Annotated in this window: 23 protein-coding genes; 16 read left to right on the top strand and 7 right to left on the bottom strand. The window is 71.1% G+C overall.

Features of this window, described 5'->3' with window-relative positions; genetic code table 11:
• Window positions 1–11: 11 nt before the first annotated feature.
• Window positions 12–248, bottom strand: a complete 237-nt coding sequence (locus tag ABZX22_RS12185; protein ID WP_354907809.1) for a glutaredoxin family protein — start codon at window positions 246–248, stop codon at window positions 12–14.
• A gap of 101 nt (window positions 249–349) precedes the next feature.
• Between ABZX22_RS12185 and ABZX22_RS12180 the strand changes: the two genes are divergently transcribed.
• From ABZX22_RS12180 to ABZX22_RS12155, 6 genes are all read left to right on the top strand, one after another.
• Window positions 350–1,036 (top strand): redox-sensing transcriptional repressor Rex, encoded by a 687-nt coding sequence (locus ABZX22_RS12180; protein ID WP_354907807.1) that lies wholly within the window; start codon window positions 350–352, stop codon window positions 1,034–1,036.
• Complete coding sequence (locus ABZX22_RS12175) at window positions 1,033–2,289, top strand: glutamyl-tRNA reductase (RefSeq protein ID WP_354907806.1); 1,257 nt, start codon at window positions 1,033–1,035, stop codon at window positions 2,287–2,289. Before ABZX22_RS12180 ends, ABZX22_RS12175 begins: the two co-directional genes overlap by 4 nt.
• Complete coding sequence (gene hemC, locus ABZX22_RS12170) at window positions 2,286–3,185, top strand: hydroxymethylbilane synthase (RefSeq protein ID WP_354907805.1); 900 nt, start codon at window positions 2,286–2,288, stop codon at window positions 3,183–3,185. Before ABZX22_RS12175 ends, hemC begins: the two co-directional genes overlap by 4 nt.
• Complete coding sequence (locus ABZX22_RS12165; protein WP_354907804.1) at window positions 3,182–4,726, top strand: bifunctional uroporphyrinogen-III C-methyltransferase/uroporphyrinogen-III synthase; 1,545 nt, start codon at window positions 3,182–3,184, stop codon at window positions 4,724–4,726. The genes hemC and ABZX22_RS12165 overlap by 4 nt, the downstream gene beginning before the upstream one ends.
• 33 nt (window positions 4,727–4,759) lie before the next feature.
• On the top strand, window positions 4,760–5,743 hold the full coding sequence (hemB, locus tag ABZX22_RS12160; RefSeq protein WP_354907802.1) for a porphobilinogen synthase: 984 nt from the start codon (window positions 4,760–4,762) through the stop codon (window positions 5,741–5,743).
• Between the two features lie 132 nt (window positions 5,744–5,875).
• The gene (locus tag ABZX22_RS12155; RefSeq protein WP_354907801.1) at window positions 5,876–6,502 is read left to right on the top strand and encodes a bifunctional DNA primase/polymerase; all 627 of its coding nucleotides are present in this window, start codon (window positions 5,876–5,878) and stop codon (window positions 6,500–6,502) included.
• A 37-nt stretch (window positions 6,503–6,539) separates the two neighbouring features.
• On the opposite strand, the gene ABZX22_RS12150 is transcribed toward ABZX22_RS12155, so the two are convergent.
• Window positions 6,540–7,166 (bottom strand): GAP family protein, encoded by a 627-nt coding sequence (locus tag ABZX22_RS12150; protein ID WP_354907800.1) that lies wholly within the window; start codon window positions 7,164–7,166, stop codon window positions 6,540–6,542.
• Window positions 7,167–7,400: 234 nt separating this feature from the next.
• Here ABZX22_RS12150 and hemL point away from each other — a divergent pair, with 234 nt between their 5' ends.
• On the top strand, window positions 7,401–8,690 hold the full coding sequence (gene hemL / locus ABZX22_RS12145) for a glutamate-1-semialdehyde 2,1-aminomutase (protein WP_354907798.1): 1,290 nt from the start codon (window positions 7,401–7,403) through the stop codon (window positions 8,688–8,690).
• Between the two features lie 9 nt (window positions 8,691–8,699).
• Here the strand turns inward: hemL and ABZX22_RS12140 are convergent, their stop codons facing one another.
• Window positions 8,700–9,593 (bottom strand): EamA family transporter, encoded by an 894-nt coding sequence (locus ABZX22_RS12140; protein WP_354907796.1) that lies wholly within the window; start codon window positions 9,591–9,593, stop codon window positions 8,700–8,702.
• Between the two features lie 73 nt (window positions 9,594–9,666).
• On the opposite strand from ABZX22_RS12140, the gene ABZX22_RS12135 reads away from it, so the two are divergent.
• Entirely contained in the window at window positions 9,667–10,584 is a 918-nt protein-coding gene (locus tag ABZX22_RS12135; RefSeq protein WP_354907795.1) for a LysR family transcriptional regulator, read from the top strand.
• Here the strand turns inward: ABZX22_RS12135 and ABZX22_RS12130 are convergent.
• Complete coding sequence (locus ABZX22_RS12130; RefSeq protein WP_354907794.1) at window positions 10,577–11,422, bottom strand: SMR family transporter; 846 nt, start codon at window positions 11,420–11,422, stop codon at window positions 10,577–10,579. The two genes, ABZX22_RS12135 and ABZX22_RS12130, sit on opposite strands and share 8 nt — an antisense overlap.
• 50 nt (window positions 11,423–11,472) lie before the next feature.
• Between ABZX22_RS12130 and ABZX22_RS12125 the strand changes: the two genes are divergently transcribed.
• From ABZX22_RS12125 to ccsA, 5 genes are read left to right on the top strand one after another with little or no spacing between them, the layout of a single operon-like run.
• Complete coding sequence (locus ABZX22_RS12125; RefSeq protein WP_354907793.1) at window positions 11,473–12,105, top strand: histidine phosphatase family protein; 633 nt, start codon at window positions 11,473–11,475, stop codon at window positions 12,103–12,105.
• A gap of 56 nt (window positions 12,106–12,161) precedes the next feature.
• Window positions 12,162–12,731 (top strand): TlpA disulfide reductase family protein, encoded by a 570-nt coding sequence (locus ABZX22_RS12120; RefSeq protein WP_354907791.1) that lies wholly within the window; start codon window positions 12,162–12,164, stop codon window positions 12,729–12,731.
• Window positions 12,724–13,446 (top strand): cytochrome c biogenesis protein CcdA, encoded by a 723-nt coding sequence (locus ABZX22_RS12115; RefSeq protein ID WP_354907790.1) that lies wholly within the window; start codon window positions 12,724–12,726, stop codon window positions 13,444–13,446. Before ABZX22_RS12120 ends, ABZX22_RS12115 begins: the two co-directional genes overlap by 8 nt.
• Window positions 13,446–15,002: a cytochrome c biogenesis protein ResB gene (locus ABZX22_RS12110; RefSeq protein ID WP_354907788.1), complete on the top strand. Its 1,557-nt coding sequence runs from the start codon at window positions 13,446–13,448 to the stop codon at window positions 15,000–15,002. Before ABZX22_RS12115 ends, ABZX22_RS12110 begins: the two co-directional genes overlap by 1 nt.
• A complete protein-coding gene (gene ccsA / locus ABZX22_RS12105; RefSeq protein ID WP_354907787.1) occupies window positions 14,992–15,999 on the top strand; it encodes a cytochrome c biogenesis protein CcsA in 1,008 nt (335 codons plus the stop codon). The genes ABZX22_RS12110 and ccsA overlap by 11 nt, the downstream gene beginning before the upstream one ends.
• Window positions 16,000–16,113: 114 nt before the next feature.
• Here ccsA and ABZX22_RS12100 read toward each other — a convergent pair whose 3' ends face one another.
• Window positions 16,114–16,413: a PLDc N-terminal domain-containing protein gene (locus ABZX22_RS12100; protein WP_354907786.1), complete on the bottom strand. Its 300-nt coding sequence runs from the start codon at window positions 16,411–16,413 to the stop codon at window positions 16,114–16,116.
• Window positions 16,414–16,685: 272 nt separating this feature from the next.
• Between ABZX22_RS12100 and ABZX22_RS12095 the strand changes: the two genes are divergently transcribed.
• Together ABZX22_RS12095 and ABZX22_RS12090 are read left to right on the top strand one after the other, a co-directional pair.
• Window positions 16,686–17,762 (top strand): hypothetical protein, encoded by a 1,077-nt coding sequence (locus tag ABZX22_RS12095; RefSeq protein WP_354907785.1) that lies wholly within the window; start codon window positions 16,686–16,688, stop codon window positions 17,760–17,762.
• A gap of 10 nt (window positions 17,763–17,772) precedes the next feature.
• On the top strand, window positions 17,773–18,015 hold the full coding sequence (locus tag ABZX22_RS12090) for a hypothetical protein (protein WP_354907784.1): 243 nt from the start codon (window positions 17,773–17,775) through the stop codon (window positions 18,013–18,015).
• A gap of 189 nt (window positions 18,016–18,204) precedes the next feature.
• On the opposite strand, the gene ABZX22_RS12085 is transcribed toward ABZX22_RS12090, so the two are convergent.
• Window positions 18,205–18,426 carry a BldC family transcriptional regulator gene (locus ABZX22_RS12085; RefSeq protein ID WP_354907783.1) on the bottom strand — a complete coding sequence of 74 codons (222 nt, stop codon included), beginning with the start codon at window positions 18,424–18,426 and terminating at the stop codon, window positions 18,205–18,207.
• A gap of 256 nt (window positions 18,427–18,682) precedes the next feature.
• Between ABZX22_RS12085 and ABZX22_RS12080 the strand changes: the two genes are divergently transcribed.
• Window positions 18,683–18,901 carry a DUF4229 domain-containing protein gene (locus ABZX22_RS12080; protein ID WP_354907782.1) on the top strand — a complete coding sequence of 73 codons (219 nt, stop codon included), beginning with the start codon at window positions 18,683–18,685 and terminating at the stop codon, window positions 18,899–18,901.
• On the opposite strand, the gene ABZX22_RS12075 is transcribed toward ABZX22_RS12080, so the two are convergent.
• Complete coding sequence (locus tag ABZX22_RS12075; RefSeq protein ID WP_354907780.1) at window positions 18,898–20,079, bottom strand: hypothetical protein; 1,182 nt, start codon at window positions 20,077–20,079, stop codon at window positions 18,898–18,900. The two genes, ABZX22_RS12080 and ABZX22_RS12075, sit on opposite strands and share 4 nt — an antisense overlap.
• Between the last annotated feature and the right edge of the window lie 35 nt (window positions 20,080–20,114).

Raw genomic sequence — 20,114 nt, 5'->3', positions numbered from 1 at the left:
AGCCGGACAGGTCAGGCGGAAAGGGCCGCGCGCAGACGCTCCTCGGAGACCCGCCAGAAGTCGTGCTGCACCCCGTCGACGAGAGTGACGGGAATCATCTCCCAGTACTTCTCGGTCAGTTCGGGCGAGGAGTTGATGTCGACCTCCTCCCACGGGACGCCCGTGTCCGCCGCCACCCTGGCGATGATCGCGCGGGCGTCGTCGCACAGGTGGCAGCCTGGCTTGCCCAGCAATGTGATGCGGTGCATCCCCTCAGCCTAGCCACGACTTTGTGCGTCGGTTCACAAAGGGATTAATCTGAAAGGCGGCCCGATTACTGATACCGCAGCCCAAGGAGCCTCGGCACGTGATGCGTCAGTCCCAACCGCGTGACCGCGGCATCCCCGAGGCGACGGTGGCCAGACTCCCCTTGTACCTGCGCGCCCTCAACGGGATGGCCGAGCGCGGCATCGCGACGGTGAGCTCGGAGGACCTGGCGGCCGCGGCGGGCGTCAACTCGGCCAAGCTGCGCAAGGACCTGTCACACCTCGGCTCCTACGGCACCCGCGGCGTAGGCTACGACGTGGAGTATCTCGTCTACCAGATCTCGAGGGAGCTCGGTCTCACCCAGGACTGGGCCGTCGCGATCGTCGGAGTCGGTAACCTCGGCCGGGCGCTCGCCAACTACGGGGGCTTCGTCTCCAGGGGTTTCCGCGTCGCCGCGCTGCTCGACGCCGACCCCGAAATCGTGGGCGACGACATAGCGGGGTTGAATGTTGAGCACATCGACGAGCTGGAAGCCGTCATCAAGAGGCGTGGGGTGTCGATCGTCGTGCTGGCCACCCCGGCGGCCGCGGCGCAGGAGTTGTGCGACCGCGTGGTCGCGGCGGGGGTGACCAGCATCCTGAACTTCGCCCCTGTCGTGCTCTCTGTGCCTGACACTGTCGATGTCCGTAAGGTCGACCTGTCGATCGAGCTGCAGATCCTCGCGTTCCATGAGCAACGCAAAGCGGATCGGATGAGTGGGGGGCCGTTGATGGCCGTGGACAGCCAGTGAGCGTTCTTGCGATCGGACTGAGTCACCGGACCGCTCCGGTGTCGCTGCTCGAGCGCGTGTCGGTGTCCGGCGACGCGCTGGTCAAGCTGATGCAGGACGTTCACAGGGAGGTGAACGTCGCCGAGGTCATGGTGATGTCGACCTGCAACAGGGTCGAGATCTACACCGCGGTGGACAGGTTCCACGCGGCCGTGACCGCCGTCACCACCCTCCTGTCCACGCACTCGGGCGTCCCCGTGGACGAGCTGACCCCGCACCTCTACGTGCACTACGAGGACCGCGCGGTCGAGCACCTGTTCACCGTCGCCGCCGGCCTCGACTCCATGGTCGTCGGCGAGGGCCAGATCCTCGGCCAGACCCGCCAGGCACTGCGGCTCGCCCAGGAGCAGGGCACCGTCGGCGCGACCCTGAACGAGCTGGCCCAGCAGGCGCTGCGCGTCGGCAAGCGGGCCCACGCCGAGACGGGCATCGACCGCGCGGGCGCCTCGCTCGTCACCGCGGGCCTGTCCTTCGCGGGTGACCTGACCGGCAGGCGCGCCCTGGTCGTCGGCGCCGGCGCGATGAGCGGCCTGGCCGTCGCCACGCTGGCGCGGGTCGGCATCACCGACGTCGTGGTCGCCAACCGCACCTACGACAAGGCCGTACGGCTGGCCGAGTCGGTCGGCGGCAGGGCCGTGCAGCTGTCCGAGGTCTCCCGCGAGATCGGCGACGCCGACCTCGTCATCTCCTGCACGGGCGCGGGACACCACGTCATCACGCCCGACATGCTCGAGGGCCCGGCCTTCCTGCTGGACCTCGCGATGCCGCACGACATCGACCCCGCCGTCCGCGCCGTCGACGGCGTCACCCTGGTCGACCTGGAGACGATCCAGCGGTCCGGTGTCGGCGCCGGCGAGCGCGACGCGGTCGAGGCGGTCCGGCGGCTGGTCGCCCAGGAACTCGAGGCGTTCCTGTCGGCCGAGCGCGCCGCCCGCGTCACCCCGACGGTGGTGGCGCTGCGCAGCAAGGCGGCCGACGTCGTCGAGGCCGAACTCGGCAGGCTGATGATGCGCCTGCCCCACCTGGACGGCCGGGCCCGCGACGAGGTGGCGCAGACCGTCAGGCGCGTGGTGGACAAGCTGCTCCACGAGCCGACCGTGCGTGTCAAGCAGCTCGCGGCCTCGCCCGCGGGCGATCATTATGCCGAGGCTCTGCGCGAGCTGTTCGATCTCGATCCCACGGTGCCCGAAGCCGTGAGAGGGGTGGACCTGTGAAGCTCGGCACCCGTCGCAGCCTGATGGCGACGACCCAGTCGCAGATGGTCGCCGACCTCTACACGGAGAAGACCGGCCAGGCCATCGAGCTGGTCGGCATCACGACGTTCGGCGACGTGTCCAAGGCCCAGCTGTCGCAGCTCGGCGGCACCGGCGTGTTCGTCAGCGCCCTGCGTGACAAGCTCGTCACGGGTGAGGTCGACTTCGCCGTCCACTCGCTCAAGGACCTGCCGACCAAGCAGGACCCCCGCTTCGTGGTCGCGGCGCTGCCGGCGCGCCACGACGTCCGCGACGCGCTGGTGGGCCGGACGAAGTTCGCCGACCTGGCGCCCGGCGCCAAGGTCGGCACCGGGTCGCCCCGGCGCATCGCGATGCTGCGCGCCCTGCGCGACGACCTCGACTACGTGCCGATCCGCGGCAACGCCGACACGCGCATCGGCAAGGTCACCTCGGGCGAGCTCGACGCGGTCGTTCTGGCCGCCGCGGGCCTGACCCGCATCGGCAGGGTGTCCGAGATCTCCCAGATCTTCGAGGTCGAGGAGATGCTGCCTGCTCCCGGTCAGGGCGCTTTGGCCGTAGAGTGCCTCTCGACCAGGTCTGACCTGGTCGACTTCCTCAGCGTGCTCGACGACCCGCGGACCAGGTCCGCGGTGACGGCCGAGCGCGCGGTGCTGTCCGCTCTCGAGGCGGGATGCTCGGCCCCGGTCGGCGCGTTCGCCCTCGACGACGGGCACACGCTGAATTTGACCGCGACGGTCGTCGCCCTCGACGGCCGGGAAGCGGTGCGCAAGTCCGCCGCCGGTTCTCCTTCGGAGGCCATGGAGCTGGGCCGCGATCTCGCGGCCACCATGATCGCTGAGGGGGCCGACAGATTGATGGGGGAGCAGTCCCATTGAGCCCCGATAGTCCGACCGCTGCTTTCGTCGCCTTCGTGGGCGCGGGTCCAGGCGACGCAGGCCTGCTCACGCTCCGTGGCGCCGAACTCCTGGGCAAGGCCGACGCCGTCGTCCTCGACCAGGAGGCCTTCGGCCCTCTTCTCAAGCACTGCAAGGAAGGCGTCGAGGTCGTCCAGGACGACTTCGTCAAGCGCGCCAAGGCAGGGCAGCTCGTCGTACGGCTGTGCGAGGGCGATCCGATGCTGTTCTCCTCGATCACCGAGGAGGTCGCGGCGTGCGCCGCGGCCGAGGTGGACTTCGAGATCGTGCCCGGTGTCCCGCCCGCCACGGCCGTGCTCGCCTACGCGGGCATCCCGCCCGCCTCCGACGTCCCCGAGTTCAGGATCGTCGACGCCGCGCAGGAGCAGGACTGGGCCGCCCACGCCGCGTGCGCGGGCACGCTGGTCATCTACAACGGGATCGAGCAGGCCGTCGCGATCGGCAAGGCGCTGATCGCCAACGGCAAGCCCGACTCCACGCCGGTCGCGGTGAGCAGCGCCGGCACCACGACCGAGCAGTTCACCGTCGCCACCACGCTGGGCCGGCTGCAGCCCGACCTCAAGCACGCCGGGTTCACCGAGCCCGCGCTCATCGTGGTCGGCGAGGCGGTCGGCCTGCGCGACAGGCTGTCGTGGTTCGAGACCAAGCCGCTGTTCGGCTGGCGCGTGCTGGTGCCGCGCACCAAGGAGCAGGCCGCGGGCCTGTCGGAGCAGCTGCGTTCCTACGGCGCGGTGCCGGAGGAGGTGCCGACCATCTCGGTCGAGCCGCCGCGCACCCCGCAGCAGATGGACCGCGCGATCAAGGGCCTGGTCACGGGCCGCTACGAGTGGGTCGCCTTCACCAGCGCCAACGCCGTCAAGGCGGTGCGGGAGAAGTTCGAGGAGTACGGCCTGGACGCCCGCGCCTTCGCCGGGCTCAAGGTCGCCGCCGTGGGCGAGGCCACCTCGCGGGCCCTGGTCGACTTCGGCGTCAAGCCCGACCTGCTGCCCTCGGGCGAGCAGTCCTCCGAGGGTCTGGTCGCCGAGTGGCCGCCGTACGACTCGATGCTCGACCCGATCAACAGGGTCCTGCTCCCGCGCGCCGACATCTCCACCGACACGCTGGTGGCCGGGCTGACGGAGCTGGGCTGGGAGTGCGATGACGTCACGGCCTACCGCACCGTCCGCGCCGCGCCGCCGCCCGCGCCGATCCGCGAGGCGATCAAGGGCGGCGGGTTCGACGCCGTCCTGTTCACCTCGTCCTCGACGGTGCGCAACCTGGTCGGCATCGCCGGCAAGCCGCACAACGTCACGGTGATCGCGGTCATCGGCCCGCAGACCGCCAAGACGGCCGAGGAGTTCGGGCTGCGCGTCGACGTGATGGCCGACAAGCCGTCGGCTTCGGCCCTGGCCGCCGCGCTGGCCGAGTACGGGCGTAAGCAGAGGCAGGCGGCGCTGGAGGCGGGCGACGTCCCGCGCAGGCCGTCGCAGAACCGCAGGGGAGCGCGCAGGCGCGCCAAGTAACCCCCGTCCCCGGGGGCACGTGTGAGGAGAGTCATGACCGCCGAGTTCCCCGCCGCCCGACCGCGGCGGCTGCGCCGTACCCCCGCGCTGCGGAGGATGGTGTCCGGCACGCGGCTGCATCCGGCCGATCTGATCCTTCCGCTGTTCGTCAAGGAGGGCATCACCGAGCCGCAGCCCGTCGGCTCGATGCCGGGCGTGGTCCAGCACACCCGCGAGTCGCTGCGCAAGGCCGTCCACGAGGCGGCCGAGGTGGGCCTCGGCGGGGTGATGCTGTTCGGGGTCCCCGCGGTCAAGGACTCCTACGGCACGGCCGCCGACGACCCCGACGGCATCACCCAGCAGGCGCTGCGTGACGTGGTGTCCGAGGTGGGCGACGCGCTGGTGGTCATGGCCGACACCTGCCTCGACGAGGTCACCGACCACGGCCACTGCGGCATCCTGACGCCCGAGGGCGAGGTCGACAACGACGCCACGCTCGACCGCTACGTCTCCATGGCCGTCGCCCAGGCCCGCGCCGGCTCCCAGATGATCTCGCCGAGCGGCATGATGGACGGCCAGGTCGGCGCGATCAGGTCCGGGCTCGACGCGGCGGGCTTCGCCCAGGTGCCGATCATGGCCTACTCGGCCAAGTACGCCTCCGCCTTCTACGGGCCCTTCCGCGAGGCCGTCGAGATGCCGAAGAACTTCGGCGACCGCAAGGCCTACCAGCAGGACCCGGCCGGGCCCGTCGGGGAGGGTCTGCGCGAGGTCCGCCTCGACGTCGCCGAGGGCGCCGACATCGTCATGGTCAAGCCCGCCCTCCCCTACCTCGACATCCTGCGCGAGGTGCGCGACACGGTCGAGGTGCCGGTGGCCGCCTACCAGGTCAGCGGCGAGTACGCGATGGTGGAGGCGGCGGCGGCCAACGGCTGGATCGACCGCGACCGCGCGATCATGGAGTCGCTGGTCGCGATCCGACGCGCCGGGGCCGACCTGATCCTCACGTACTGGGCGACGGAAGTGGCGCGACGCATCTGAGCAGAGGGGTTTCCCGTCGGGTCATGGGACCTATGCGTTAGAGTGCGAGGACAAGTGCTGGTGTGTCCCTTGTGAAGCCGTCTCGAGTGCCCGGGGACCTCTCTCAGGCACGGACTCGAACGGGGAGACACCATGGTGGGGGTACCACTCGCTCGGCGTACCAAAAAGCGGACGCGCCCGACCCGGGTCGAATCGGTCCTGCAGTACGCGGCCCTCGGCTGGGCGAGCGTACCGGGCGCCCATCCGCTGCGCCGGGGGGCCCGCGCCTGTTCGTGCGACCGGATCGGCTGTCCGGATCCCGGCGCCCATCCGCTCTCGCCCGCCTGGTCCCTGCAGGCCACGACGGACACGACGCAGCTGACCCGCTGGTGGCAGCGCGAGCCCGAGGCCAACGTGATCCTGCCCACCGGCCGCGTGTTCGACGTCTTCGACGTACCGCTCACGGCGGGCCTCACCGCGCTGTCCCGCATGGACACCGCCGACTTCCACTCCGGCCCGGTCGCCTCTCACGGCGACCGGGTGCTCTTTTATGTGGCCACCCGCGGCAATCCCGAGGACGAGGACGAGTGGTGGACGTGCAGCCTCGACGTCGCGCCCACCTCGATCGACGAGACGCCCGGCCTGCGGTGGCACTGCCGCGACAGCTACGTCCTGGCCCCGCCCTCCACCATGGCCGGCGGCCAGCCCGTGTCCTGGCTGCGGCCTCCCGACGGGCGTCCCCTTCCCGACCCGCTCCGCGTGCTCGACTGGCTCGTCTGATCCCGGGCCGCCCGCCCGAAGCCGTCCTCCGGGGGTCTCACACGATGAGGAGGACGAAGATGCCGCAGACGATGATGTTGATCAGCCAGCCGTGGGTGTCCATCCAGCTCCGCACCTTGGGCATGACGGCCGTGGCCCGGTGCCGGAACAGCAGGTAGGCCAGCAGCGGCAGCGCCGCGATCAGGAGCGTCACCAGCAGGAACGGCACCGCCGCGCGCAGCGGGGCGTGGTTCTGCTGCAGGTTCACGCCGACGGTGAGCATCGCCACGATGTCGGTCGGCATCAACAGCACGAGCAGCAGCGCGGTGGTGAACGCCTTGCGCGGACCGGTCTCCAGCAGCTTGTCGAGCCATTTGGGCGGCTTGGAGGTCGCCCGTCCCAGGTAGCTCTTGAGCGCGATGGCGACCAGGAGGGCGACCAGGACGATCTGGATGATCCAGCCCAGCGACCCCTTGTCATGGGGGTCGCCCAGCGGGATCGCGCCGTCGAGCAGGGCGGCGAGCCAGCGGGTCAGCATCACTCCGACGGTCGCGGCGAGCGCGATGCCGACCAGGTAGGCGAGGGAGACCCGCACCGCGTACCGGTGCATGACCAGGACGATCGCCGTCATGATCTGCGGACCCGCCATCATGGTGACGGCCAGGGGCAGGATTTGCAGGTTCATGGGCGTCTTCCGTCGTAGCGTCGCTGGCCGTCCGGTCGGCATGGCCGGAGAGCCGGCCCCTCCCGGCTCCGGCGCACGCTCATCACCACTCCGTCACTCCCCGTGCGTACCTGAGATACCCCGCATCCTTTGCGCCTTCCCCCAAATGCCCATAAAGCGGACTTGACTCCGTGTCCGTGCCACCAGGTGAGGGCCACGCAAGGGGGGAGGGCCCCTGACCGTAGGCTGGGACGCGTGAGCCGTACACAGAACTCAGAGGACCTCTTCGAGCGAGCCCGCGCCATCGTGCCCGGGGGCGTCAACTCCCCGGTGAGAGCGTTCGGCGCCGTCGGCGGCACGCCCCGTTTCATGGCCTCGGGCCAGGGCCCCTACATCACCGACGTCGACGGCAACCGCTACGTCGACCTGGTCTGCTCGTGGGGCCCGATGATCCTCGGCCACCGCCACCCCGCCGTCGTCGAGGCCGTCTCCGGCGCGCTCCAGCACGGCCTGTCGTACGGCACCGCCACCCCCGGCGAGGTCGAGCTGGCCGAGGAGATCGTCTCCAGGGTCGCTCCCGTGGAGAAGGTGCGCCTGGTCAGCTCGGGCACCGAGGCGACCATGAGCGCCGTACGGCTGGCCCGCGGCTTCACCGGGCGTTCCAAGGTCGTCAAGTTCGCCGGCTGCTACCACGGCCACGTCGACGCGCTGCTCGCCTCGGCCGGTTCGGGCGTGGTCACCTTCGGCCTGCCCGACACCCCTGGTGTCACGGGCGCGGCGGCGGCCGACACGATCGTCCTGCCGTACAACGACCTGGCGGCGGTCGAGGAGGCCTTCCGCACGGGCGAGATCGCCTGCGTGATCACCGAGGCGTGCCCGGCCAACATGGGCGTGGTGCCGCCGCTGCCCGGTTTCAACCGGCGGCTCAAGGAGCTGTGCGCGGCCAACGGCGCCCTGCTCATCCTCGACGAGGTGCTGACGGGCTTCAGGGTGTCCAGGGCCGGCTGGTACGGTCTCGACCCCGTCGACGCCGATCTCATGACGTTCGGCAAGGTCATGGGTGGCGGCCTGCCTGCGGCGGCGTTCGGCGGCCGGGCGGACGTCATGGCCAACCTGGCGCCCGAGGGCCCCGTCTACCAGGCGGGCACGCTGTCGGGCAACCCGCTGGCGTGCGCGGCCGGCCTGGCCACGCTGCGCGGCCTCGACGACGACGCCTACGCCAGGGTGGACGCCGCCGCCGCGGCGGTCTCGCTCGCGGCGACGAAGGCGCTGGAGGCGGCGGGCGTCCCGCACCGGCTGCAGAGCGCGGGCAGCCTCTTCTCGATCTTCTTCACCGATCGGGAGGTGACGGACTTCGCCGCGGCCCAGACGCAGAACACCAAGGCGTACACGGCGTTCTTCCACTCGATGCTCGACCAGGGCGTCTACCTGCCGCCGTCGGCGTACGAGGCGTGGTTCCTGTCGGCGGCGCACGACGAGGAGGCGCTGGGGCTGATCGTCGAGGCGCTGCCCGCGGCGGCGCAGGCGGCGGCCCAGGCGGGCTGACCGCCGCCCTCAGGGGCGGCCCGCGGTGACGGGTTCGGGGAGGGACCGGTCCGGCCGGCGCGCCGCGCGCGGCCGGGTGCCCGCGTAGAGCGCGCCGGACACGATGAGCACCCCGGCCGCCAGCTTGAGCCACGAGATGCTCTCCCCCGTCACCAGCGCCGCCGACGACAGCCCGAAGACGGGGACGAGCAGCGTGTACGGCGCGACCGTCGAGGCGTCGTAGCGCCGCAGCAGCCAGCCCCACAGCCCGAACCCGCCGAGGGTCGAGATGAAGGCCACGTAGGCCAGCGACGCCACGCCCTCCCACGCGAAGGTCAGCCGCGGCACGCCGTCCACGGCCAGTGACAGCAGCAGCAGCGGCGGCGCCGACAGCGCGCTGACCCACACCATGAAGCGCAGCGGGTCCGGCGGCGCGGCCTTGCGCTGGATGACGGTGCCCAGGCCCCAGGCGGCCGCGGCTCCCACGCACATCAGGAACGCGCCGACCGGCCCGCCGGAGCCGAAGTCGACGGCCACGACGGCCAGCCCGGCGAAGGCGACGGCGAGACCCGTGATCCGGCGCGTGCCGGGCCGCTCGCCGAGCAGGACCGCCGCGAAGACCACGACGAACAGCGCCTGTGTCTGCAGCACCAGCGAGGACAGTCCCGGTGGCATCCCCGCCCGCATGCCGACGAGCAGCAGGCCGAACTGCCCGACGCCGACCGAGGCCGCCACGCCGGCGATCCACCGCCAGCCCACGGTGGGCCGGCCCACCAGCAGCATCGCCGGAAAGGCCGCGAGGGTGAACCGGAGCGCCGCGTAGAGCAGGGGCGGGAAGTGCCGCAGACCGACCTCCATGACGACGAAGTTGAACCCCCACACGGCGGCGAGGCCGACAGCGAGCAATACATGCCGCAAACGCATGCACCCATGCTCACAAGGGACGACTCTTGAGCACAAGCGACATCTTCTACGGTGAAAGGTTTAGAATGGCTACATGCTCGACCTCAACCGGCTGAAGGCGCTGCACGCCGTCCACGTCTACGGGTCGGTGGGCGCCGCCGCCGACGCCCTGATGGTGACGCCGTCCGCCGTCTCGCAGCAGCTGGCCAAGCTGGAGCGGGAGACGGGCGCGACCCTGCTCGAACGCAACGGCAGAGGGGTGAAGCTCACCGACGCCGCGGGCCTGCTGGCCGAGCACGCCGAGCGCATCCTGGCCTTGGTCGAGACCGCCGAGGCCGACTTCGAGGCGCTGCGCGGCGCGGTCGTCGGCAAGCTGGCCGTGAGCGCCTTCCCGACAGCGGCCAGAGGGCTGATGCCGCGCGCGCTGTCCCTGCTCAAGCAGCGCCATCCCGACCTGGCGGTGTACCTGACCGAGCGCGAGCCCGAGCGGCAGATCAGGGAGGTCGCCAGGGGCGAGCTCGACCTCGTGGTCGCGCAGGACTGGATGAACCGGCCGCTGGCCATCCCCGACGGGCTGTCGCGGGCGACGCTGCTCGACGACATCGCCGACGTCGCCATGCCCGCCGCCCACCCGCTGGCCGCCGGCAAGGAGGTGGAGCTGGCCCAGCTGTGCGGAGAGCGGTGGATCAGCACCGCGCCCGGCACGATCTGCCACGACTGGCTGGTGTTCACGCTGCGCAGCGCCGAGCTGGAGCCGGAGATCACCTGCATGGCCGACGAGTACCCGACCCAGCTCGCGCTGGTCGAGGCGGGCCTCGGCTGCGCGATCGTGCCCAGGCTCGGCAGGGTCCACATCCCCGCGGGAGTGCGGATGGTGCCCATCAGGCCCAGGCAGACCCGCCGCATCTACGCGCTGTGGCGCACCGACGCGGCCCGGCGGCCCGCCATCCGCGCCGCCGTCGACGCGCTCATGCACGCCAGCAGGGAGCTGGAGACCGGCTGGATCAGCTGATCGCGATCGCGACCATCCCGCCGAGGATGACGCCCGCGGCGACCAGCCTGCGGCCGAGGTCCCCCTCGGCCAGCAGCCGCCCGCCCATGACCACCGCGATCAGCACGCTCACCTCCCGCATCGGCGCGACCACGCTGACCGGCGCCAGCTGGAAGGCGAACAACGCCAGCAGGTACGACAGCGGCACCAGCGCGGCCGCCCCCAGCACCTTCGGCCAGTGCTGCCGCCACACCTGCGCGACCAGCCGCCACCGGCCGCCGACGACGACGAGCGGCGTGATCGCCAGCATCCTGAACATCTCGCCGAGATAGATCAGCACCATCGGGACGACCGCGAACTCCTTGACCATCTGGGCGTCCCACACCGTGTAGGCGGCGATGAACGTGCCCGTCATCAGCCCGAACAGCAGCCCCTTGACGTCGCCCGCGCCGCCCCCGCTGAGCAGGAACACCCCCACGCCCACCAGCAGGATGCCCGCGATGCCGAGATGGGTCGGGTGCTCGCCGAGGAACACCACCGCCACGGCGCTTGCCAGCATCGGCCCCGTGCCCCTGGCCACCGGGTAGACCACCGACAGGTCGCCGTGCCGGTAGCCGCGCTGGAGCAGCACGAAGTAGGCCAGGTGCAGCGCCGTGCTGACACAGATCAGCGGCACCACCCGCCACGACGGCACGGCGCCGGAGACCAGGGCGGCGGGCGTCCACACCACGGTCGAGGCGGCGGCGACCAGCCACAGGAAGACCACGGAGTCGGCCTTGGCCGCCTGCTTGCTCAACAGGTTCCATCCGGCGTGGGAGACGGCGGCGACCAGGACAAGGGCGAGTGCGAGGGGGTTCACACCTCCACTGTCGCAGGCGGATCGACGGGAACGGATAGGGTGGGGCCACCATGGCTGAGACGACCGTCGTTCACCTGCTGCGACATGGCGAGGTGCACAACCCCGAAGGCATCCTGTACGGCAGGCTGCCCGGCTACCGCCTCTCGGAGACCGGCCGCCTGATGGCCGAGACGGTCGCCAAGGCCGTGGCCGACCGCGACATCGTCCGCATCTACAGCTCCCCGCTCCAGCGGGCGCGCGAGACCGCCGCCCCGCTGGCCGAGAAGCTGGGGATCGAGGTCACCGTCGACGACCGGCTGATCGAGGCCGGCAACGTGCTCGAAGGCCGGAAGATCGCCCGCCTGATGAGGAGCCCTGGCAACTACCGCCACTTCTGGCATCCCGGCCGGCCCTCGTGGGGCGAGCCGTACGTCGAGGTCGTGGCACGGATGCGCGGCATGGTCGAAAGCGCGCGCGCCGAGGCGCGCGGTCACGAGGCGGTGCTGGTCAGCCACCAGCTGCCGATCTGGATGATCAGGACGGCGGCCGAGGGCCGCCGGCTGTGGCACGACCCGCGCCGCCGCCAGTGCGCCCTGGCCAGCCTCACGACCTTCACCTTCGAGGGAGGCAGGCTCGTCAGCGTCGGCTACAGCGAGCCCGCCGCCGCGCTCGTCAAGAGCGGCCCCAGCGTCCCGGGCGCCTGACCGCGCCGGTAGAGTGGCAAGCTCTACCGGCTGTAGTACAAGGAGATCACTCTCCCGTGCGCGCGAAACCCCACGCCCTCGCCTTCCTGGCCCTGCTCGCCGTCGCCGGCTGCGCGGGGAGTCCGGGCGGCCAGCCGCAGGCGGGCGACACCAGGTTCGTCGCGGGCGACGGCAAGGTGACCGTGTTCCCCGCGGCCGACCGCAAGCAGGCGCCCGCCGTCGAGGGCACGACCCTCGACGGCGGCAAGGTCTCGCTCGCGGCCCACAAGGGCAAGGTCGTGGTGCTCAACTTCTGGGCATCGTGGTGCGGCCCGTGCCGGGCCGAGGCGCCGGTGCTCAAGGACATCTACGCCAAGACCAAGGCCGGTGGCGTGGAGTTCGTCGGCATCGACTTCAAGGACCGCCAGGCCGACGCGCTGGCCTTCGAGCGCACCGAGCAGCCCGGCTACCCCAGCATCTTCGACCAGCCCGGCAAGGTGGCGCTGTCGTTCCAGGGCACCGTGCCGCCCGCCGCGATCCCCTCCACGCTCGTCATCGACGAGCAGGGCAGGGTGGCGGCCAGGGCGCTCGGCGCGGTCAAGTACAACGACCTGCTCAAGGCCGTGACCCAGGTGCGCGATGAGTGACGTCGTCGCCTCGGGCTCGCTGCTGCTCGCCATACCGATCGCGGTGCTGGCCGGGCTGGTGTCGTTCCTGTCGCCGTGCGTGCTTCCGCTGGTGCCGGGCTACCTGTCGTACGTGACGGGCATGAGCGCCGACCCCAGGCGCGGCCGGCTGGTGCTCGGCACGGCGCTGTTCGTGGCCGGCTTCGCGGCGGTGTTCGTCGCGGGCGGCGCGCTGTTCGGCGGCCTCGGCTCGGCCCTGTACGGCAGCGCCGACGTCATCACGCGCGTCGTCGGCGTGCTGACGATCGTGCTCGGTCTGGCCTTCCTCGGCGTCATCCCCGGGCTCATGCGCGACGTGCGCATCCACCGGGTGCCCAGCGCGGGGCTCGCGGGCGCGCCGCTGCTCGGCGTGGTGTTCGGCCTCGGCTGGACGCCGTGCATCGGCCCCACGCTCGCCGTCGTCCTCTCCCTCGGCTACACCGAGGGCAGCGCCGCGCGGGGCGCCTTCCTCGCCGTGGCGTACGCGCTCGGGCTCGGCCTGCCGTTCGTGGTCGCCGCCCTGGCCTACAGCAGGGCGCTGCGCACCTTCAGCGCCATCCGCAAGCACTCGCGCCTCATCACCAGGATCGGCGGCGGCATGCTCGTCACGGTCGGCCTCCTGCTCGTCACCGGGCTGTGGGGGCAGATCATCGCGGGCATGCAGACGTGGATCGGCGGATTCGAGCCGGTGATCTGATGGCGATCGACGAACTGCGGACGCAGGCGCCCCGACCGGCCAAGCTCGGCCCGGTCGGCTGGCTGCGCTGGTTCTGGCGCACGCTCACCTCGATGAAGACCGCGCTGATCCTGCTCTTCCTGTTCGCGTTGGCCTCCATCCCCGGCTCGCTGGTGCCGCAGCGCTCGGTCGAGCCCGACAAGGTCGCGCTGATCTACCAGAACGACCCGGCCCTCGCCGAGTGGTACGACCGCCTCCACCTGTTCGACGTCTTCACCGCCCCCTGGTTCGCGGCCATCTACCTGCTGCTGTTCGCCTCGCTGATCGGCTGCGTCATCCCGCGCACCACGACCTACCTGAAGGAGCTGCGCCGCAAGCCGCCGACGGCCCCGAAGAACCTGTCGCGCCTGCCGCACCACGCCGTGGTCGAGGGCTCGCTCGAGGTCGAGGAGGCGGCCCGGAGGCTGCGCAAGCTGCGTTTCAGGGTGGCCACGGGCCCCGGCTGGGTGTCGGCGGAGAAGGGCTACCTGCGCGAGACCGGCAACCTGCTCTTCCACGTGGCCCTGCTCGGGCTGCTGGTCGCCGTGGGCATCGGCTCCCTGTACGGCTACCGCGGCAACGTCCTGGTCGTCGAAGGCGACGGGTTCGCCAACACCGTGGCCGCCTACGACCGCTACATGCCGGGCAACCGCGTCTCGGCCGAGTCGCTGGAGCCGTTCTCCTTCACGCTGAAGGACTTCCAGGCCTCCTACCAGGTCGCCGGCGCCAAGCGCGGGCAGGAGCTCGACTACACCGCCAGGCTGTCGGTGCAGGACTCGCCGGCCGCGCCCGCGCGCGACTACGACCTCAAGGTCAACGAGCCGCTCGACGTCAACGGCACGCTCACCTACCTGATCGGCCACGGCTACGCGCCCGTCTTCAAGGTGACCGACGGCAAGGGGCAGGTGGCCTTCGAGGGGCCGGTGCCGTGCCTCATCGAGCAGAAGGCGACGCTGACCTCCGGCTGCGTGATCAAGGTGCCCGACGCGCAGCCCACCCAGCTCGGCTTCCTGCTCACCTTCCTGCCGACCAGCGTGCAGCTGGGCGACGGCAGCCACGTCTCGGCCTTCCCCGGCGCCGCCAGGCCTGAGGTGAAGATCCTCGGCGCGTTCTCGGGCGACCTGGGCGTGCGCTCGGGCAAGCCGCAGTCGGTGTACGAGCTGGCCCCGCCCGAGGTCATGAAGAAGCTGACCCCCCTCGTCATGGGGTCGAAGGCGCCGCCGCCGCTCGCCGTCGGCGCGTCCTTCGACCTGCCGGGCGGCGTGGGGAAGATCGAGTTCACCGGCGTGAAGGAGTGGATGACGCTCCAGATCGCGCACGACCCGGGACGCATGCCCGCGCTGCTGGCCTCCGCGCTCGCGACCGTCGCCCTGGTCCTGTCGCTGATGATCCGCCGCCGCCGCGTCTTCGTCCGGATCAAGGACGGCGCCGCGGACGTGGGCGGGCTGACGCGCACGGAAGGGTCGGCCGCGGGATTCGCCGACGAGTTCGCCGACATCGTCAAGGTCCTATCCGCAGGAGAGAAGGATGTCCGCTGACCAACTGGCAGGACTGAGCGACGACCTGGTCCTCGCCACCGTGCTGCTCTACCTGGCCTCGATGATCGGGTTCGCGCTCGAGCTCGCCTTCGGCAGGGCCCGCACCAACACGGGCGCCACCTCGATCACCCTCACCGAGGACGGCGTCACCGAGGACGCGCCCGCCGTCGCCGCGAAGGCGACGGTCGCGGTGGGGACAGCCGGCGGTGGCGGCGTGGCCGAGGCCGCGGGCGGCGGCGCCGTCGTCGTCAGCCCGCCCGAGCCGCCGTCGTGGGCGCCCAAGGCGGGCATGGTCGCGATCGTCCTCGGCTGGCTCGGCTGGGCCACCAACCTGGGCTCCCTCGTCACCCGCGGCCTGGCCGTCGACCGGTGGCCGTGGGGCAACATGTACGAGTTCGTGGTCGCCATCTGCTTCGCCGCGGTGACCGCCTTCCTCGTGACCCAGCTGCGCAGCAACGTCCGCTTCCTCGGCGCGTTCGTCATGGTGACATCGGCGCTGGGGCTCGGCTTCGCCGTCATCTGGCTGCACGTGCAGGCGGGGCCCGTCGTCCCCGCGCTCGACTCCTACTGGATCGCCATCCACGTCTCCGCCGCGGTCATCGCCAGCGGGCTGTTCATCGTGGCAGGCGTCTCCGGCATCCTCTACCTCATCCGCAAGGACGGCTTCTCCCGCCTGCCCACGCGCGACGACCTGGAGCGGGTCGCCCACCAGGCGATCGTGCTGTCCTTCCCGATCTGGACCTTCGCCGTCATCGCCGGCGCGCTGTGGGCCGACAAGGCGTGGGGCCGCTACTGGGGCTGGGACCCCAAGGAGGTCTGGGCGTTCATCACCTGGATCGCCTACGCGGCCTACCTGCACGCCCGCGCGACCGCAGGCTGGCGGGGACGCGCCATCACGATCGTGCAGCTGGTGGCCTTCGCGTGCCTGCTGTTCAACCTGGTCGGCGTCAACATCTTCCTCGGCGGCCTGCACAGCTACGCCGACGTCGGCAACTGACCGCCCTTCCTTGCGGGCAGGCGGTGGTCCACCGTTCCACCGGGGGTCACCGCCCGCCGTCCGTGCCGTGCACTCCGGCGGGTCCTCGGTGACCCGCCGTCTCCTTCGGAAGGGTCAGTCGTCGTCGCGCAGGCGGCGGTCGAGGTCGCGCAGGAAGTCGGGGTCGTCGTCGGGGCCGCGGGGCGCCTCACCCCTGTCCGTGGCGGAACGACCGGGCAGCTGGAACGGGCGTGACCGCGTCGGACGGCCGAGCAGCAACCAGAACACGCTGCCGACCAGCGGGACGAGGACCACGATGAGCACCCACAGGATCTTCGGCAGGTTCCTGGACTCCTCGTCGGGAGTCGTGATGACGTCGAACAACGAGTAGAGCCAGAAGGCCAGCACCGCCAGTCCGATTAGCACGCCAGGCATGCCCGTACTGTAGGCCATGGAGCGCGTGATCGTGTCCGCGCGCTCTCCCATATCGGGTGACTCGGGAAGATCCCCGTCGTACCGTGGTACCTGTTTCTCCGGCGGTCTTTCCCGGCAGTCCGACCCAGGAGGCGCTACCGGGCATCGCCCGGCGACTGCACGTCTCGATGTTCCCGCGCGGGGCCGGCGCGGGAGAGTTGGCACCGCGGCGCGCCGCCGCGGGGCGAGGGCACGGAGCCATGGCTCCGACGTCGTGAAGAGGTGCGATGGCCTTGTCTGACGATCGGCGGACCGGCGACAGGGGCCGCCATCGACGGGGCAGCCGGTGGTGGCGGCGGGGTTCGTACCTGTCGTCGCGGCGTTCGGACGGTCCCCGCGAGTCGTTCTGGGGCGGTGACAGGGCGGAGCGCCCCCTGGAGGAGCCCGACAGCCGTCCCGAGCGCCGCCGCCCGTCCTGGTGGCCCGCCGAGCGTGGCACGGGGTCCCCTGAGCGCGGCGCGGCGGCCTCGGCGGGTTCTCCCGCGTACGGCAGGCCGGCCGACAGCCCCCGCGCGGGCGACGGGCGCGCAGGCGCGCACCCCTACGCCGGACGGCTGGAGAAGGAACGCGACGACGGCTACCGGGCCGACTTCAGGGGCGAACGGTACGCCGCCTCCGTGCTCGACCGGCCGCAGTACACCTGGCAGGACTTCGAGCTCGTCGACGACCGCCCCAGGGCCCAGCCCAACCGGCCCGACCTGCCGCCCCAGGGAGACGGGCTGGCCCACTGCGGGCGGCTCGAAGCCATCCTGCACCGCCAGTGGGACGCCAGGCAGGGCCCTCCCTCGGCCGACGCCGTCCGGGCCGTCGAGAGCCTCGCCAGGCTGCCCGAGCGGCTGAAGGACCTGCTCGCCGAGAAGCTGGAGGGCATCTACGTCGGCGCGGGCGGCGTCCCGGACCTCGACGACATGGGATACCTGCGGGGAGCGCCGCTGCCGTCGGGACGGGCGACGTGGGACATCTGCGCCGGCGCGTACGGCGACCGCAAGATCGTCGTGGGTGACCGGCCCTCACCCACACCCGACGTGATGATGCACGAGGTCGGCCACGCGATCGACGACGTCGACGCTCCGTACGACGATTGGGTGTCGGACTCGCCGGAGTTCGTGGCACTCTACGAGCAGGCCGAACCTCTCCTGGCCTCGTCCTTCCACCGGCAGGGCGGCGGGCTCGGACGCAAGGAGTTCTTCGCGGACGCCTTCGCGGCGATCGCCTCGCGTCAGCGTCCGGCCCTGGTCGACATGCTCGGCGGCGACACGCGGACGGCGCTCGACGTCATGTTGTTCTTCAACCGGCGCTACGGAATCTAGGTGATCGACCATGTACGTGATCCGGCTCGCTGACGGAACCCTGCGCGTGCCGGAGAGCCTGACCAGCGAGGACGGCCGTCTCATCGGCAACGCCTACGTCGAGGTGGCGCCCGGCGACCCCGACTACGAACGGTGGCTGGCCGAGTCGCTGACCGAGGAGGAACTGGCCGAGCGGCGCCGGCGGTGGGAGGAGGAGAACGACGACCTGGAGCGCGCGTTCCTCGCCTTCAAGTCCGAGCAGGAGGACGTCTGACGGCGGGGGAGCGCATCACAACTCGACCCTTGGACCGTGCGACATGACGGCGGCCGGACGCGCTGGAGCGGCTTGGAGGACCGGTCTCGGCCCGCCGCGCTCGCGGCCCTGCTCGCCGTACGGCTGAGCGCCCTGTCGGGTGACCCTGCGTGTTCCGGGTTGCACGCGCAGGATCACCGTTGACGGACGTCAGACGCGCGGGGACTCGCCTGCGGGCCGGTCGGCCGTAAGGGCGTCCTCGCCACGAAGAAGGGCGTGTACTTCCGACTCGCGGAAGCGACGGTGCCCTCCGGGGGTCCGGATGCTACTGATGCGGCCTGCCGCGGCCCAGCGCGTCACCGTCTTCGGGTCTACCCGGAAGAGGGCGGCGACCTCTCCCGGCGTCAGCAGACGCTCGCTGCTACTCTCCACCAATCTCTCCCCCTCGCATCCCGCTTCCTGCCAGCGGGCGGACAGGTACCCAGTGTGTCGAGCGAAGCCTGATTTATCCGTGCTTTTGACAAAGATCACGGGTTGTTATCGGCCAACTGCCCGATTGTTATATGATAGAGCCTCTTTGGGGCTCTCGTGGGTGTTTCTTTACGAAAGCGCCTAACTGTGAACACTAGCAGCGCTCGCGCCTGGTGCGTAGAGCGACCAGCCGCAGGGGCCGAGTAACCTCGGAGCTGTGCGTCCCGTTCTCGTTTACACCGCGTCGCGGATCGGCCTGTTTGTCGTGACCCTGGGTGTGCTGTACCTGTTGAACGTGCGGAACCCGCTGATGCTGATCGCCGTGGCGTTCGTCATCAGCGGGATTGCCAGCTACGTCCTGCTGTCCAAGCAGCGTGACGCCATGAGCGCACGCATCAGCGACAAGGTCGACCGGCCGAAGCCGGAGGCCGACTAGGGCAGGGGGAACATGCCAATCCGGGCATGGTACTCCCGTCCGAGTCGCGTCGTGTCGCTACCAACGAGTAGTCCGTCCTTGTGCGCCAGAAATGCCTTGACTCCGATCCCGCGCTCCCGGCCCGGATTCCAGCTGAGCGCCTTTCCTGAGACGGGGTGAATGGCCGCGATCCCCTCGCGCGGCACCGCCCCCGGTCCGGCCGAGTCGTGCCCCCGCGGATTGTCCATCCAGCGCTGGTGGCCCCCCACGTAGACGGCGGCGCCCGTCACGGCCACCGAATAGAGCGAATCGCCCCCGGTGTGGTTGACCCAGGTCGGCTTGACCCGGTCGCCCCTGGCGTAGGTCTCGAACCTCGACGCGCTGTCGCAGAGCTTGCGCGCGCCGCCGTAGCCGCCGGTCGTGACGACGACGAAGTAGCTGCCGTCGGGGGCGGCGTCGAGCCCTCTGACGTAGGACGGGAAGACGTCCCTGCAGGCCGGCGCGTAGGCGTCGGTGCGCCAGTCGGCCACCTTCGCCCGCGCCGCGCCGACGTCGATGACGCCCAGCTGGGGCCTGGGCAGGCCGTTGAGAGTGGTGAAGCTGCCGTCGACGATCAACCGGTCGCGGGTCAGGGCCAGCGCGTGCACCTTGACCTGGGGCGTGCGCGCGGCGCCCGGTGTGATGGCGAACGTGGGGTCGGCCGCGCCCGTCGTGGCGTCGAGCCTGGCCAGGGCCACCCGCGGGCGGGTGAAGTCGCCGCCGGCGTACAGCTTCGAGCCGCTCCTGGCCAGCGTCGTGACCTGGCCGCCCCTCACCTGCGGATCGAAGCCCTCCACGGCCGAGCCGTCGGACACGCTGAGCCTGAGGAGGCCCGAGCCGCCGACGTACACGGTGTCGTCCTCGCCGGGGGCCAGCGCGTAGACGGGGTCGTCCAGCGACGGGGCGAACTCGGGCAGGATCGCGCCCGTGCGCACGTTGTAGGCGAAGAGATTGTCACGTTCCACGACGAAGGTCCGGCTCGAGTCGCTCACCTCGGAGAAGGCGCCGCCGACGATGACCGTGTCGCCGACCAGGGTGATGGCGTTGACGATGCCGTCGAGGACGTGAGGCGTGGTGTCGACCGGATTGGTGGCCACCACGCGGGTGTGCGCGACCGGGGTGGCGGCGACGAGCGCCGCGAGGGCGGTTCGGACAAGCATTCGCCAAGTCTTAGCACACTCTGAGTAATCGAGGT

The sequence above is a fragment of the Nonomuraea sp. NPDC003804 genome (assembly GCF_040610675.1).
Classification (GTDB): domain Bacteria; phylum Actinomycetota; class Actinomycetes; order Streptosporangiales; family Streptosporangiaceae; genus Nonomuraea.
The sequence above is the reverse complement of the archived record's forward strand: the minus strand, read 5'-3'. Positions and strand labels throughout refer to the sequence as shown.